At 70.0% G+C, this 14,237-nt stretch carries 10 protein-coding genes; 9 read left to right on the plus strand and 1 reads right to left on the minus strand.

Going from position 1 to position 14,237, the window contains the following annotated elements:
* The first annotated feature begins 193 nt into the window (after positions 1 to 193).
* The 6 genes from IDM46_RS12175 (at position 194) to IDM46_RS12200 (ending at position 9,611) form a co-directional block, all read left to right on the plus strand.
* Positions 194 to 1,852 carry a ShlB/FhaC/HecB family hemolysin secretion/activation protein gene (locus IDM46_RS12175; RefSeq protein WP_221441888.1) on the plus strand — a complete coding sequence of 553 codons (1,659 nt, stop codon included), beginning with the start codon at positions 194 to 196 and terminating at the stop codon, positions 1,850 to 1,852.
* Between the two features lie 135 nt (positions 1,853 to 1,987).
* Complete coding sequence (locus IDM46_RS12180) at positions 1,988 to 4,186, plus strand: filamentous hemagglutinin N-terminal domain-containing protein (RefSeq protein WP_223877972.1); 2,199 nt, start codon at positions 1,988 to 1,990, stop codon at positions 4,184 to 4,186.
* 50 nt (positions 4,187 to 4,236) lie between these two features.
* Entirely contained in the window at positions 4,237 to 4,893 is a 657-nt protein-coding gene (locus IDM46_RS12185) for a L,D-transpeptidase (RefSeq protein ID WP_223877973.1), read from the plus strand.
* 158 nt (positions 4,894 to 5,051) lie between these two features.
* Positions 5,052 to 5,855 carry a hypothetical protein gene (locus IDM46_RS12190; protein WP_185115873.1) on the plus strand — a complete coding sequence of 268 codons (804 nt, stop codon included), beginning with the start codon at positions 5,052 to 5,054 and terminating at the stop codon, positions 5,853 to 5,855.
* Positions 5,834 to 6,517 carry a hypothetical protein gene (locus IDM46_RS12195; protein WP_185115874.1) on the plus strand — a complete coding sequence of 228 codons (684 nt, stop codon included), beginning with the start codon at positions 5,834 to 5,836 and terminating at the stop codon, positions 6,515 to 6,517. Before IDM46_RS12190 ends, IDM46_RS12195 begins: the two co-directional genes overlap by 22 nt.
* 115 nt (positions 6,518 to 6,632) lie before the next feature.
* The gene (locus IDM46_RS12200) at positions 6,633 to 9,611 is read left to right on the plus strand and encodes a TonB-dependent receptor (protein ID WP_185115876.1); all 2,979 of its coding nucleotides are present in this window, start codon (positions 6,633 to 6,635) and stop codon (positions 9,609 to 9,611) included.
* Here the strand turns inward: IDM46_RS12200 and IDM46_RS12205 are convergent.
* The gene (locus IDM46_RS12205) at positions 9,601 to 10,485 is read right to left on the minus strand and encodes a CHAD domain-containing protein (protein WP_182824423.1); all 885 of its coding nucleotides are present in this window, start codon (positions 10,483 to 10,485) and stop codon (positions 9,601 to 9,603) included. The two genes, IDM46_RS12200 and IDM46_RS12205, sit on opposite strands and share 11 nt — an antisense overlap.
* 85 nt (positions 10,486 to 10,570) lie before the next feature.
* Here IDM46_RS12205 and IDM46_RS12210 point away from each other — a divergent pair, with 85 nt between their 5' ends.
* The 3 genes from IDM46_RS12210 (at position 10,571) to IDM46_RS12220 (ending at position 14,223) form a co-directional block, all read left to right on the plus strand.
* Positions 10,571 to 12,361, plus strand: a complete 1,791-nt coding sequence (locus IDM46_RS12210; protein ID WP_221441889.1) for a hypothetical protein — start codon at positions 10,571 to 10,573, stop codon at positions 12,359 to 12,361.
* Positions 12,362 to 12,468: 107 nt separating this feature from the next.
* Positions 12,469 to 13,239: a DUF2189 domain-containing protein gene (locus IDM46_RS12215; protein ID WP_185115879.1), complete on the plus strand. Its 771-nt coding sequence runs from the start codon at positions 12,469 to 12,471 to the stop codon at positions 13,237 to 13,239.
* Between the two features lie 27 nt (positions 13,240 to 13,266).
* Entirely contained in the window at positions 13,267 to 14,223 is a 957-nt protein-coding gene (locus IDM46_RS12220) for an ADP-ribosylglycohydrolase family protein (RefSeq protein WP_185115880.1), read from the plus strand.
* Positions 14,224 to 14,237 lie beyond the last annotated feature (14 nt).

Raw genomic sequence — 14,237 nt, forward strand, 5'->3', positions numbered from 1 at the left:
CCGCATACCGCCTTCGCACCGCATCCGCAGCCGCGGGTGCTGTGAGCGCCTGCGCCTTGCCAGCCTCCAGACGCCGCGCCCGAGCCGCGCAGCGCATCCCCCACCCCCCACCTCTCCAGCGACTGCCCGGAGCCACTTACGCGCACGTGGCCCGGCGGCCGACACCGCCAGGACGCACGCCATGAATCCACGAATGAAACTGTTGCCGCTGATGCTGCTCGCCATCAGCCACGGCGCCGTCGCGCAACAGCTCCCCGGTGCCGGCAGCCAGCTCCGCCAGCTGCCCACGCCACCGCCCGCGCAAGCGGCACAACCGCAGATCCGCATCGAGGATGGGATCGCGCCCGCCGCGGCAGCCGCCGACGCGCCCACCGTGCTGGTCGAGCGCCTGCAGGTCACCGGCGCCAGCGCCTGGCCCGCATCGGAACTGGTCGCGATCGCCGGGTTCGCGCCGGGCAGCAGGCTCACGCTTGCGCAGCTGCAGGCGATGGCCGCGCGCATCACCCGCCACTACCGCGACAACGGCTATTTCGTCGCGCGTGCCTGGCTGCCGGCGCAGGACATCACATCGAACACGGTGACCATCGCGGTCAGCGAGGGCGTGCTGGGCCAGGTCACCCTGCGCAACCAGAGCAACCTGGCCGACGACGTGGCGCACAGCCGCCTCGCGGGCCTCGCGCCCGGCGATGCGCTGACCATCGACCCGATCGAACAGCGCCTGCTGCTGCTTTCCGACATCCCCGGCGTGGTCGTGCAATCGACGATGGTGCCGGGCCAGGCGCCGGGCAGTTCCGACCTGGTGGTGGACATCACCCCCGGCCGCCGCGTCACCGGCAGCGTCGATGCCGACAACGCCGGCAACCCGTACACCGGTGAATACCGCCTCGGCGCCACGGTCAACCTCAACAACCCGCTGGGACGCGGCGACGTCGCCTCGCTGCGGCTGCTGACCTCGGGCTCGGGCCTGACGTATGGCCGCGGCGCGTACCAGATGCTGTTCGGCCGCGCGACCGCCGGCGTGGCCTACAGCCGCCTGGAGTACGAACTCGGCGAGCAGTACGACGGCCTCGGTGCGCACGGCACCGCCGACATCGCCAGCGTGTTCGGCTCCATCCCGCTGATCCGCTCGCGCGGGACCAATCTGTATGCCGGCCTGCAATACGATCACCGGCGCTTCGAGGACCGCATCGACCTGTTCGACGTGGTCACCGACAAGCGCGCACGCGTGGCCACGGCCAGCCTGTACGGCAACCACTACGACGGCTTCGGCGGCGGCGGTGCCAACGCTTTCCATCTCGCCCTGTCCTCGGGCGACCTGGACATCCAGACGCCGTCGGCGCGCGCGGTCGACGACGTCACGGCACGCGCCCACGGCGGCTACACCAGGCTTGCGTTCAATGTCTCGCGCCTGCAGCGCCTCACCGACCTCTGGTCGCTGTACGGCGCGCTCGGCGGCCAGGTCGCCTCGGGCAACCTCGACGCCTCCGAGAAGCTCGTGCTGGGCGGGATGGATGGCGTGCGCGCCTACCCGCAGGGCGAAGGCTTCGGTGACGAAGGCCTGCTCGCCAACCTCGAAGTGCGTCGCCTGCTGCCGGGCCTGAGCGGGCACGTGCCCGGCCAGGTGCACCTGCTCGGCTTCGTCGACGGCGGCCGCATCACCGTCGACAAGGACCCGTGGTTTGCCGGCGACAACACGCGCAGCCTGGGCGGTGCCGGCATCGGTGCCACCTGGGACGACCCGGGCAATTTCGCGGTCCGCAGCTACTACGCCCGCAAGCTCGGCGGCGAAGACGCGATCTCCGCCCCCGACAGGTCCGGGCGCTTCTGGATCCAGGCCATCAAGTACTTCTGAGCCGCCGCCCGTCCGCCGCCTGCCCACCCAAAATTTGAAGGATCAGCCATGCATCTTGCCCACGCTTCCATCCAGGCCCGGCGCGCCACACCCGCCCGCGCCCGTCGTCCCGTCACCGGCCGCGGCCTCGGTGCCATGAGCCTGCACGCACTCTCGGGTGCGGTGCTGCTGGCGCTCGCCGCGTCGGCCCATGCGGCGCCTCCGTCCGGTGGCGTGGTGACCACCGGCGCGGCCAACATCGACCAGCAGGGCGGCAACATGGTCATCACCCAGACCACCCGCAACGTCTCCATCAACTGGCAGGACTTCGGCATCGCCGCGGGTGAGTCGGTGCAGTTCGTGCAACCGGGCGTCGACTCCATCGCGCTCAACCGCGTGCTGGGCTCCGATCCCTCGGTGATCCTCGGCAACCTGTCGTCCAACGGCCGGGTGTTCCTGCTCAACCCGAACGGCATCCTGTTCGGCCAGGGCGCGTCGGTGAACGTCGGCGGCCTGGTGGCCACCACCATGCGCCTCAGCGATGCCGACTTCCAGGCCGGCAACCACGCCTTCAGCAATGCCGGCGCCGGCGCGGTGGTCAACCAGGGCAGCATCACCGCGCACGACGGCGGGCATGTGGCGCTGATGGGCCAGCGGGTCAGCAACGACGGCGTGATCGTCGCCCGGCTCGGCACGGTGGCACTGGCCGCGGGCGAGGCCGTCACCCTGGACGTCGCCGGTGACGGGCTGTTGAACGTCGCGGTGTCGACCGGCGCGGTCAACGCGCTCGCCGAGAACGGCGGCATGATCCGTGCCGACGGCGGCCGCGTGCTGATGACGGCGCAGGCCGCAGGCAACCTGCTGCACACCACGGTCAACAACACCGGCATCATCCAGGCGCAGTCCATCGGCAACCGCGGCGGCACCATCGTGCTGCTCGGCGACATGCAGTCCGGCACGGTGAACCTCGGCGGCACGCTGGACGCCAGCGCGCCCGGCGGCGGCAACGGTGGCTTCATCGAGACTTCGGCCGCGACCGTCAACGTCGACGGCGGCGTGCGCGTGACCACCGCCGCCCCGCTCGGCCAGACCGGCCGCTGGCTGATCGATCCGCAGGACTTCACCATCGGCAGCGCGCCCGGCGACAACATCGCCGGCTCCACGCTGTCGGCCCAGCTGGTGACCACCAACGTCGAAATCAGCACCGTCGGCGGCGGCACGGGCAACGGTGACATCTTCGTCAACGACGCGGTCAGCTGGACGGCGAGCGGCGCACCCACAACGCTCACCCTCACCGCCAACCGCAACGTCGACATCAATGCGGCCATCACTGCCACCAACGGCAACCTCGCCGTGTGCTGCGGCCAGGACGTCAACGTCAATGCCGCCATCACCACCACCAACGGCAGCGTGCTGCTGGCCGCCGGGCGCGACGTCAACCAGTTCGCCGACATCACCGTGACCGACGGCAACCTGATGATGTGCGCGGCCAACGACGTCAACGTGGCGGGTGCGATCACCCTCACCCGCGGCACGGACGACCCCACGCGCAGCCTCGGCCTGGCGCGCGGCCTCACGCTCAGCGCCGACACCGACGGCACCGGCCCCGGCATCGAGGGCGGCACGGTGGTGTTCGATTCGCTGGCGCCGCCGGCCACGGTGACCGCCGCCCCGGTTGCGATCTACTACAACCCGGTGTCCTACACCGCGCCCACCGACTACTCCACCAGGTTCACCCTCACCGAAGGCGCCGCGCTGCGGCAGTACATGCTGGTGTTCGCCACCGGCGGCGACCGGCCCTACGACGGCACCACGGCCACCACGCTCACAGGCCTGAAAGGCAATCCCGATGGCGTGATCCTGGTGGCCGGCCCGGACGCCGCCGCAGACTTCGACAGCCCGGAAGAAGGCACCGGCGGCATCACCTATAGCGGCTACACGCTCGGCGGCCCGAATGCCGGCGCGTACGCGCTGGCCGTGAACTGCTGCGGCACGGTGGCGGCGCACACCACGGGCACCATCACGCCCGCGCCCACCACGCCGCCGCCGACCACGCCGCCACCCACCACTCCGCCGCCGACCACGCCACCGCCCACCACGCCGCCGCCGACGGCGCCGCCCCCGACCACGCCACCGCCGACGGTTCCGCCACCGGGCACCCCGCTGGTGCCGCCGCCGACGCGTGAGCCGATCTTTGCGCCCACCCCGCGCCCGCGCCTGCCGCTGGCGCCGCCGGACAACCCGACGCCGGGCGTCACCGACGAACAGCCCACGCAGACCCTGGTGGAGACGCCGCCGGTCGAGGTGCCCGTGTACGTGGCGCCGGTGCGCGTGCCCAAGCCGTACCGCAACTAGCCATGGCGGATCCGGAACGTCCGCGCGTGCCAACGGCGACGCGCATCGCGATGCATGCAGGGGCCCGCCTGGCGGGCGCCTGCATGCTGCTGGTGGCGTTGCCGGGCGCTGCCTGGGCGAGCGGCAGCGCGCCGCGGGTTGCCAATTTCAAGGACGCGAGCGCGTCGGCGGAAACCCGGCATGTCGCGCACTGGGCCCTGCATTCCGGCGACAACGCCGGCATGCCGTACATGGTGGTCGACAAGGCCGCGGCCCGGGTGTTCGTGTTCGATCGCGAGGGCCAACTGCAGGGCCATGGACCGGCCCTGCTTGGCATGGAGCGCGGCGACGGCACCGCCGCCGGCCTGGGCGAGCGCAAGCTCTCGGCCGTCACGCCGCAGGAGCGCACGACACCTGCGGGCCGTTTCGTCGCCTCACTGGCGCCGGACCTGAAGGGCCAGGAGATCCTGTGGATCGACTACGACTCCGCGCTCGCGCTGCACCGTGTCGCAAAGGGCACGCCAGCGGAGCGACGCGCCGAGCGGCTGCGGAGCGAAAGTCCCGATGACAACCGCATCTCCTACGGCTGCATCAACGTGGCGGTGGCCTTCTACGAAGGCGTGGTGAGTCCCGCTTTCAGCCACAGCAACGGCGTGGTCTACATCCTTCCGGAAACCCGCGCGGCGCGCGAGGTGTTTGGTTCGTACGACGTGGATGCGGCGATGTAACAAAACCGTTGCTTCACCGTCCCCGACGCGTCACCGGGGTGGGACATGCTGTGAGCGATCACACGTGATCGGCAGCATGCGTGGCGTCAGCGCCGCGCCCACCACAACCGTCTCGCAATCGGATCACGTCCAGGGACGGGCGCGGCCTCGGGGAAGTCATGCACAACAGTACCAAGTACCTTTCGGCCTGCATCCTGCTGGCCGCCACCGCCGGCTGCGCGTCGCTGCCGGCGGATCCGGCCGCGCTGTTCGACAACGGCGACCGGCGCTGGCTGGCCGGCGACCATCACATCCACAGTGAATTCAGCGCCGACTACGTCGAGGGCACCGAGCCCGGCGTGGCGCCGACCCCGGTGTTCGGTGCCGACGGCCGCTATTCCATCACCACCAATGCACTCAAGGCGCGCGAACACGGCCTGGGCTGGATGGTGTCGACCGACCACGGTGGCCCGCAGCACGCCAAGATCAATCACGACCACGCCTGGCCGGCGCTGCAGCAGGCGCGTCGCGAGGTGCCCGAGGTGGTGCAGTTCTTCGGCATGGAATTCGACACACCCGGCGGCGACCACAGCAGCCTGATCATGCCGCACACCCACGACGAGCGTGCGCACCTGCATGTGATCGAGTCGCGCTGGTCGCAGCGCGATGCGTGGCCACGCGATCCCGCGCGCGATGCCGAGCCGAAGATACTCGAAGCACTGCGGCACATGGGCCAACTCGACGCGCCGCCGGTGCTCATCGCCAACCATCCATCGCGTTCGGCGACCGCGGTGGGCGTGTACGGCAAGTACGCACCGGCGGAGTTCCGCGACTGGAACGACACCGCGCCGCACGTCGCGGTCGGCATGGAAGGCGCGCCGGGGCACCAGGCGGCCACATCAACCCCGACGGCGGCAACGATCCGGCCGGCGCCCGCGGCGGCTACAAGAACGCACCCACGATGGGCGGCTTCGACCAGATGACCGCGCGCCTCGGCGGTTTCTGGGACTCCATGCTCGGCGAAGGCCGGCGCTGGTGGGTCACCTCCACGTCGGACGCGCATCGCCACTGGCGCGAGGGCGGCAGCGACTTCTGGCCCGGCGAATACTCCAAGACCTACGTGCTGGCCGAGCACCGCCACGACGACATTCTCGACGGCATCCGCAATGGCCGCGTGTTCGTCACCACCGGCGACCTCATATCGGAGCTGGACGTGGTCGTGCAAGCCGGCGACGACAGCAGCGCGCTCGCGCGCATCGGCGGCAGGCTGCATGCGCATGCCGGCAGCGACGTCCGCGTCGCCATCCGCGTGCGCGACCCGGCCGGCAGCAACCACGGCGGCCATTCGCCGGAAGTCGCGCGCATCGACCTGATCGTCGGTGCGGTCAGCGGGGCGGTCTCCGACCGCACCAGTGACGCCAACCCCACCACCCGCGTCGAGCGTCGCTTCGCTGCCGCCGACTGGAAGCGTGACGGCGAGTACCTGACGATGACCCACACCCTGCGCGACGTCGCCACCTCCAGCTACCTGCGCGTGCGCGGCACCGGCACCGGCGAACTCGAGCCGTCCGCAGATCCACGGGGCGAAGACCCGTGGACCGACCTGTGGTTCTACAGCAACCCGGTGTTCATCGAAGTCCACTGAGCCGCACCGGCCGCGCCACGCGCCGCCACCCCACCACCTCCGCACATCCGTGCATGCCGCGCCGGTCGCCTCGACCGGCAGGGCTGCGCACATCTTCACTCCAGGGAAAACCACGATGTCCAGGATCTCCACGCTTGCCACGGCGCTTGCGCTCGCCCTCACCATGCAGGCCCAGGCCCATGCCCAGACGGCCGCCACGCCCGCGGCCGACCAGGGCGCTGCTGCACGCCCCGACACCGGCACCATCAGCGGCGTGGTGTCCGACGCCGGCCGCGGCGGTTACCTCGCCGGCGCCGAAGTGCGCATCAGCGGCCTCAACGTGGTGGCGGTGAGCGCGTCCGACGGCAGCTTCACCCTGCACCGCGTCCCCGCCGGTCGCCACGAACTCACCGTCAGCTACATCGGTCGCCCGGACCGCCAGCAGGCCGTCGACGTCACCGGCGGGCAGACGACCCAGGCCGCCGTGGCCGTCGGCATGGGCAACGACGCGACCACGCTGGACGAGATCGTGGTGCGCGCCGCGCCGATCGCCGAATCCGAGTACGCCGCCCTGCAGGCGCAGCGCGCCTCGGTGTCGCTGGTCAACGTGATCGCCGCCGACTCGATCGGCCGCTTCCCCGACCAGAACGTGGCGGCCTCGCTCAGCCGCCTGCCCGGCATCGCGGTCGAGCGCGACCAGGGCCAGGAGCGCTACGTGAACCTGCGCGGCGCGCCGGCGCGCTGGACCACCATCGCGTTCGACGGCGTCAACGTGATCAGCCCGGGCGGCCGCACCGCGCGCCTGGACACCATTCCCTCGGCGATCGCGTCGCAGGTCGTGGCGCGCAAGGCGATCACCGCGGCCATGCCCAGCGAAACCCTGGCCGGCAACATCGACATCATCACCCGCAGCCCCTTCGACTACGAAGGGCTGAAGTTCGGCGCCGATGCCGGCATCGGCTACAACGACCTGGGCGGCGGCAAGCAGCAGAACTGGGGCGCCTTCATCTCCAACAAGTTCGCCGACGACCGCTGGGGCGCGTTGCTGTCGGTTTCGAAGTATTCGCGCGACATGGTCACCGACAACTTCGAGTCCGACCCCGAGGTCGCCAGCGAGGACCGCGAGCCTGGCGGCAGCGAGCGCGTCTGGTTCGACGCCCACCAGAACAAGCTGTACCGCCTGACCCGCGAGAACGAATCGGTCAGCGGCCGCCTGGAGTTCCGCCCCAGCGACGACCACCGCTTCTTCCTGAGCTCGATCTACACCGAGTTCAGCGACCACGAACTGCGCAACGCCATGGAGTTCGACCTCGATGCGAACGCGGTGCGCACCAGCGACACGCGCCCGCAGTCCGAGGCGCAGCGCACCGGCTATGCCGACGTGCGCACCGGCAACACGCCGTGGCTCGGCACCGTGCACGGCGTGGAGATGGACAGCACGCTCAACATTGGCAACACCGTGCAGAGCATCTTCACCACCACCCTCGGCGGCGACCAGGACTTCGACGCCTGGCGTGCCAGCTGGCGCCTGAATTACACGGAGGCCGAGCAGGAATCGGGTCCATCGTTCAACTCCACCTGGGTCAGCCCGTCCGAGCGCACCCTGCGCCCGACCGTGGACTACGACTTCACAAACCGCGAACTGCACCGCGTGACCCTGTGGGAGACCATCCGCAACGCGGACGGTTCGTTCTCCAAGGGCGACCTGAAGCGTTCGCTGGACTCGCACGACTACAACTTCGTCAACCTGCGTAGCAACACCGGCCTGGCGGTAACCGACGCCTACAGCGCCCGCATGGACCTGTTCCGTGACACCACGCTGTTCGGGCGCCCGACCGAGCTGCAGTTCGGCATGCAGTACGACGACCGCAGCAAGGAGAACAACCAGGCGCGCTTCGAAGTCACCGCCGCGCAGCTGGCCGCGATGGGCATCGCCCAGCCGACCATGGCCGACTTCGCCTCCGACAAGCCCTACCAGGGCGCGTTGCCGCTGGGCTACAGCTTCCGCTACCACGACGAAGGCAAGGCCTGGGGCCTGCTCGACGGGCTGCGCGCGCAGGGTGCCGGCGGGATGGTGGGCAGCGTGGCGTTCGACGAATGGTACGAAGTCTCGGAGAAGATCGGCGCGGTCTACGGCATGGCCACCACGCGCTTCGACTGGGGCAACATGGTCGCCGGCGTGCGCGGCGAGTACACCCGCAACGCCTCCTCGGCGTACGCTGGAGACGACAACGGCTACGAGCGGATCACCGTCAGCGAGAGCGGCGTGGAGTTCTTCCCCAGCGTGCACATCAACTGGGACCTCAACGACGAGATGAAGCTGCGCTTCTCGGCCAACACCGGCGCCGCACGCCCGGACTACACCGACCTGCGGCCGAACTTCGCCATCAACGACGAGGAGGGCGAGATCGACGGCGGCAATCCGTATGCCGACACCGAGAAGTCGGTCGGCGTGGATGCCTACTTCGAGTGGTACATGCGGCCGCAGGGCTTCTTCTCGGCCGGCGTGTACTACAAGAACCTGCGCGACGTGCTGTTCGACGTTGAGATCCCGCGCTTCGGCCAGAACGTGCTGGACCGCCCGGGCTTCGACCGCTCCGAGTACACCTACTTCACACTGGCCAATGGCGGCGACGGCTACATCCGCGGCCTGGAACTGGCGTACTCGCAGAAGTTCGGCCCGCTGGCCGAGCGCTTCGACCTGCCGCTGTGGGTCGGTGACTTCGGCATCAGCGCCAACGTGACCTTCAACGACAGCGAAGCGACCACGCCGGATGGCCGCGACGTGTCGCTGCCGGGCGCGTCCGACCTGATCTACAACACCTCGCTGTACTACGAAGCCAACGGCCTGTCGGCGCGCCTGAGCTGGCAGTACCGCGACGCGTGGGTGGACAGCATCGGCAGCGGCGACATCCTGGGCGATGCGTACTGGGACGAGGTCAGCCGCCTCGACTTCTCGCTGCGCTACGCGTTCAACGACAACGTCGAGATGTACTTCGACGCCAACAACCTGCTTGACGAAGCGGGCATCCGCTACCAGGGCGACCGCCAGCGCACCACCGAGTTCGAGCAGTTCGGTGCGCGTTACATGGTCGGCGTACGCCTCAACTTCTGATCGGATCGTCCCCTGGCCGGTCCTGGTGGCGCCCGCCACCCGGGCCGGCCTCGCCCGTGGCCAGCATCCGCCGACCATGGCGCGTGACATGCGCATGGATGTCGTTGCGCGCGCGCTTGCCCTGCTTGCGCGCGAACCGGGCCAGTGCGCGCCGGTCGTCCGCGGCGAACGGCGAGTCGCGGCCGCAATGCATCGCCAGCAGCGTCAGGTCCTGCGCATTGCCGAGCAGCCGGGCGAGTTTTTTCGAGTGCCGATCGATCGGCTGGCTGGCGCTGCCCAAGGCGTGCAGCTGCTGCCCCAGCCGCCGCACGCGACGTCGCCACCGGTGCCAGCGTTCATCACCGCCACCCTTGATCGCGCTGCGGCCCGCCTTGGCCGCACGTTGCGTGGAGTATTCCAGTCCGTCCTCGACCTGGCGGGCGGTCAGGCTGGCCCAGTCCAGTGCGTCGATGCGCTGCCCGAGCGCGACCAGTCGCTCGCTACGGCCGCGCAGTTCGGGGTCCGTGCGCAGGTGGCCGCGCAGCACCGTCACCCGCCGCGCGACCGCGGCACGACGCACCGATGCCAGCAAGGCCAAAGTTTTCGCCCCATCCTCGTGCCGTGCCAGGCGCTCGAGCACTTCCACCAGCGCCTGCGCGTCGCGCAGCGCTGACAGGGACACGTTGACTTCACGGATCGCTGCATCTACCAGGGCCAGGTCCGGGCCGAGCGCGTCGCCGGCCAGGGCCAGCGTGGCGCGCACGCGCCGCAGGGACTTGCGTGCCTGGTGCACGCCGCGGTGCCGGCGCCGCCCGGACCAGGCGAGGCAGTCGATGGCGCGCTCGAGCTGCGCCGAGACATACGCCTTGAGCACTTCATGGACCCGGGGCTCCATGGCGCCGAGCCTAGCGCGGCGCGGCAGCGCGGGCCACTGTCCGCGCCGCCATCGCAATGACATGTCCGGCCGCTACCGTGTCGGCTTGAATCACGATGTCCTGCAGGTCCATGCCATGCCGAGCCGCCGCCGCGTTGCCCTGACCACCCTGATGCTGGCCATGTCGGCCGCGTTGAATGCCAGCGCGCAACCCGGGCCGGGGCCATCGGCAAACATCGTCGGGCACGCGCCCTCGACCACGGACAGTGCCGCCAGCTGCCACCACCGTGCGTTCCGCGTGCGCGCCGATTTCGAGGCCGCACTCAACGCCGACACGGGCTGGGCCGGCGCGCTCGACGAACGCGCAACCGTCACCGCCGACCAGCCGTTCCGTCTGCGCATCGAGCTGGAAACCGGATCGGACCTGGCCCGCAGGTTCTGGCTGCAGTACCGGCGCAACGACGGCGCGTGGACCGACATCGAGGCCGCCGATGTGCCCTACCCGTTGCTGACCCCGCCGGTGAGCGTGGTGGTCAACGAGGAGTACGCGCACGGCGATCGCAGCGAAGACCTCCTGCCCGGCTCGCGCGCCGCCTTCGGTGGCGGTGCCGGCGTGGTGCACGAGGCCACGACGCCACCCTTCACCGGCGCCGGCGTGCAGTCCGAATGGGAATGGCCGCTGGTGATCCGCCGCTACGCCGACGGCGCGGCGAGCAACGACACCGGCGACCGCTTCCAGTTCCGCATGGTCGACACCCGTGGCGCATGCGAGGCCGACGTGGCACCCGCGGTCACCCTGCAGGTGCCGGCGTTCCACCTCGGCGGCACGTTCGTGGAGACGCCTGGTCCCATCGGCCCGTGGCAGGCGTTCAACGGCGACCTGTACTTCGTCATCGAACCCGCCGAAACCACCAACGTGCTGATGATGGTGAAGTCCAGCGACGGCGGCCGCAGCTGGCGCGAGGTGGACGGCGCGCACCGGCCGGCCACCGACGACCTCGAAGGCTTCGCCACCGCGTTCGCCGCCGACACCGTGCACATGCTCCACCAGACCGCGCAGGTCTGGCACCACGCGTTCCGCACCTCCGACCACCCCACGCATCCCGATACCTGGGCCGTCCGCGACGAACCGGTGGCCGCGCCTGGCAAGCCACCCACCCAGGTCGCCGCGCTGGCCAGCCGGTCCGATGGCAGCCTGGTGGGGGTGTATGGCGGACCGCAGCGGATCCACTACCGGATCCGCACGCGCGACGGCCAGTGGGGCGCGGAAACGGTCATCGATGCCGACACGGCGCGCGGCCTGTCCGGGCCGATGCTGGCCACCGGCAAGCACGACGTGGTGCACCTGGCCTACACCGGCAACGACGGCACCGCCTGGTACCGCCGCATCGCCGCGGATGGTCAACTCAGCCCGCGGCAACAGCTCGCCGACAACCTGGACACGGGCGAGGGCGACGTGGGATCGATCCTGCCGCTGGTGTACTTGCCGGACACCGACAGCGTTGCGGTGCTGTACCGCACGGCGAGCGGCCACCTCTGGGAACGGCGCATCGACGCCCGCGCGCGCATCGGCAAGGCCACGCGCGTCAGCGAACGGCGCGTGGTGCAGAACGCGGTCGATTCCGACCAGACCGGCGCGGACGCGATCGCGCTGGACGGCAAGGTCCAAGTGCTCTTCATCGAGCAGGGAACGGGCAGCATCTTCCATGCCGCGAGTACCGCTGCTGGCCAGTGGCAGCCGGCCGGACTGCAGGTCGGCGACGTCAACGCGCAGTGGGTGCGCGGCCGACCGGTCCGCAACGCCGACGGACGTCAGGTGTATGGCTTCGTGTACGACGCGGGCTCGAATGGCGGCTCGGGGATGAATCGTTACGGCGAAGTGGATCCTGCGCGCTGAATAGCCCCGAGAGGCGAGCGCGGCCGCGCCAGGCGGTGCGCCGGTGCCGGGCCGCGGTGGTAAAATCGCGGTCGACAAGGCCTGTACCTTCCTTCCAGGAGTACGCCATGGCGACGCTGCATTCCGGCACCCTGCCCTCGCATCCGGGCCACGCTGCCCAACACCTCCCGCTTGCCGAACCCCTGCGCTGGCTTGCGCGCGGCTTCCGTGATTTCCGGCGCGCACCTGCCCTGGGCATCGCCTACGGACTGATGGTGGCGGTGATGGGTTGGCTGGTGTTCGCACTGGGCAACCACCCTTATTTCATTGCCGCGGCAGTGTCCGGCTTCCTCCTGCTCGGGCCGATCGTGGGCGCGGGATTGATCGAAGCCTCGCGCGCCATGGAGGCCGGCGACAGGCCCACCTTCGACACCTCGCTGCGCGCACTGAGCCGCAACCGCTCCGCGCTGGAGCACTTCGCCATCACCCTGCTGGCGATTGCGGCCGTCTGGCTGCTGGTCTCCACCTGGCTGCTGACCGCGACCATGGGCCCGGTGGCTCCCGCCGTCGAACAGACGCTGTGGGACAACACCCTGCAGATGATGTCGTCCGGCCAATGGTTCGCCTGGGCCGTGATGGGCGGCGTGCTGGCGGTGCTGAGCTTCGCCATCTCGGTGATCGCCGTGCCGCTGATGCTCGACAGGCACCTGAGCGCCGGTGACGCGATGCGCGGCAGCCTGCATGCGGTGGCGCGGCACCCGGTGGCGAGCGCCGCATGGGCGCTGCTGATCGTGGTGCTCACCGCGATCGGCATCGCAACCGCATTGCTCGGCCTGGTGGTGATCTACCCGGTGCTGGGGCATGCGAGTTGGCATGCGTATCGGGCGCTGCGAGACTAGCTGCACACACTCGCCCGGGGGGAGCGAATGCAGGTATCACAGGAGACGACGGGGCTGAAGCAGCGCCGCCGGGATCGCATCGCCGGGAGTCTTGTCGGCCTGCTCGTTGGCGATGCGCTGGGCGTGCCCTACGAGTTTCATCCGCCTCAGGCATTGCCGCCGGTGGAGCTGATCGAGTTCGATCCGCCCGTGGGATTCCGTCGTGCACACGCACGCATCGCACCCGGTAGCTGGAGCGACGATGGCGCGCAGGCGCTGGTGCTTGCCTACAGCCTGTTCGAATGCGGCGGGCTGGACCTCGACCATTTCGCGGAAGGCCTGCTGCGCTGGCGCGACGAGGGTTACTGCGCTGTCGATGGCGATGTCTTCGACATCGGCATCCAGACCAGCCGTGCGCTCGATCGGCTTGGCGCAGGCGTGCCGCCCGAGTCGGCAGGACCTGCCGGCGAGCGTGACAACGGCAATGGCTCGCTGATGCGGGTGTTGCCGATCGCGCTCTGGCACACAGGACCGGACGACGAGTTGTGCCGCCTTGCGATGCGGCAGTCGCTGCCGACCCATGGACACGCCCGCTCGCAGATCGCGTGTGCGCTGTACTGCCTGTGGGTGCGGCGCACGCTTGCCGATTTGGATGATGCGTGGGACGAGGCGGTGGCCACGCTTCGCGGGTTGGCGGCGTTACTCGCGATGCCGCCGCCAGAAGTCGAGCTCGTGCTCGATCCAGTGCATGGCACGCGGTGCAACGGCACGGGCTACGTCGTTGATTCGTTGTGGTCGGCGAGGGCGGCGGTCATCGGGACGGATGATTTTGAAAGCTGCGTGCGCCGGGCGGTGGCGTTCGGCAATGACACCGATACCACCGCGGCGATCGCGGGTGGCGTGGCGGGCGCGCGGTATGGGTTTGCGGGCATACCCCGGCGATGGTGGCGCGGGTTGCGGGGGCGGGATGACCTCGGGGTGTTTCTCGACGTCCCGATCCATTAGGGGATTTCTCGGCG

The sequence above is a fragment of the Luteimonas sp. MC1825 genome (assembly GCF_014764385.1).
GTDB lineage: Bacteria > Pseudomonadota > Gammaproteobacteria > Xanthomonadales > Xanthomonadaceae > Luteimonas.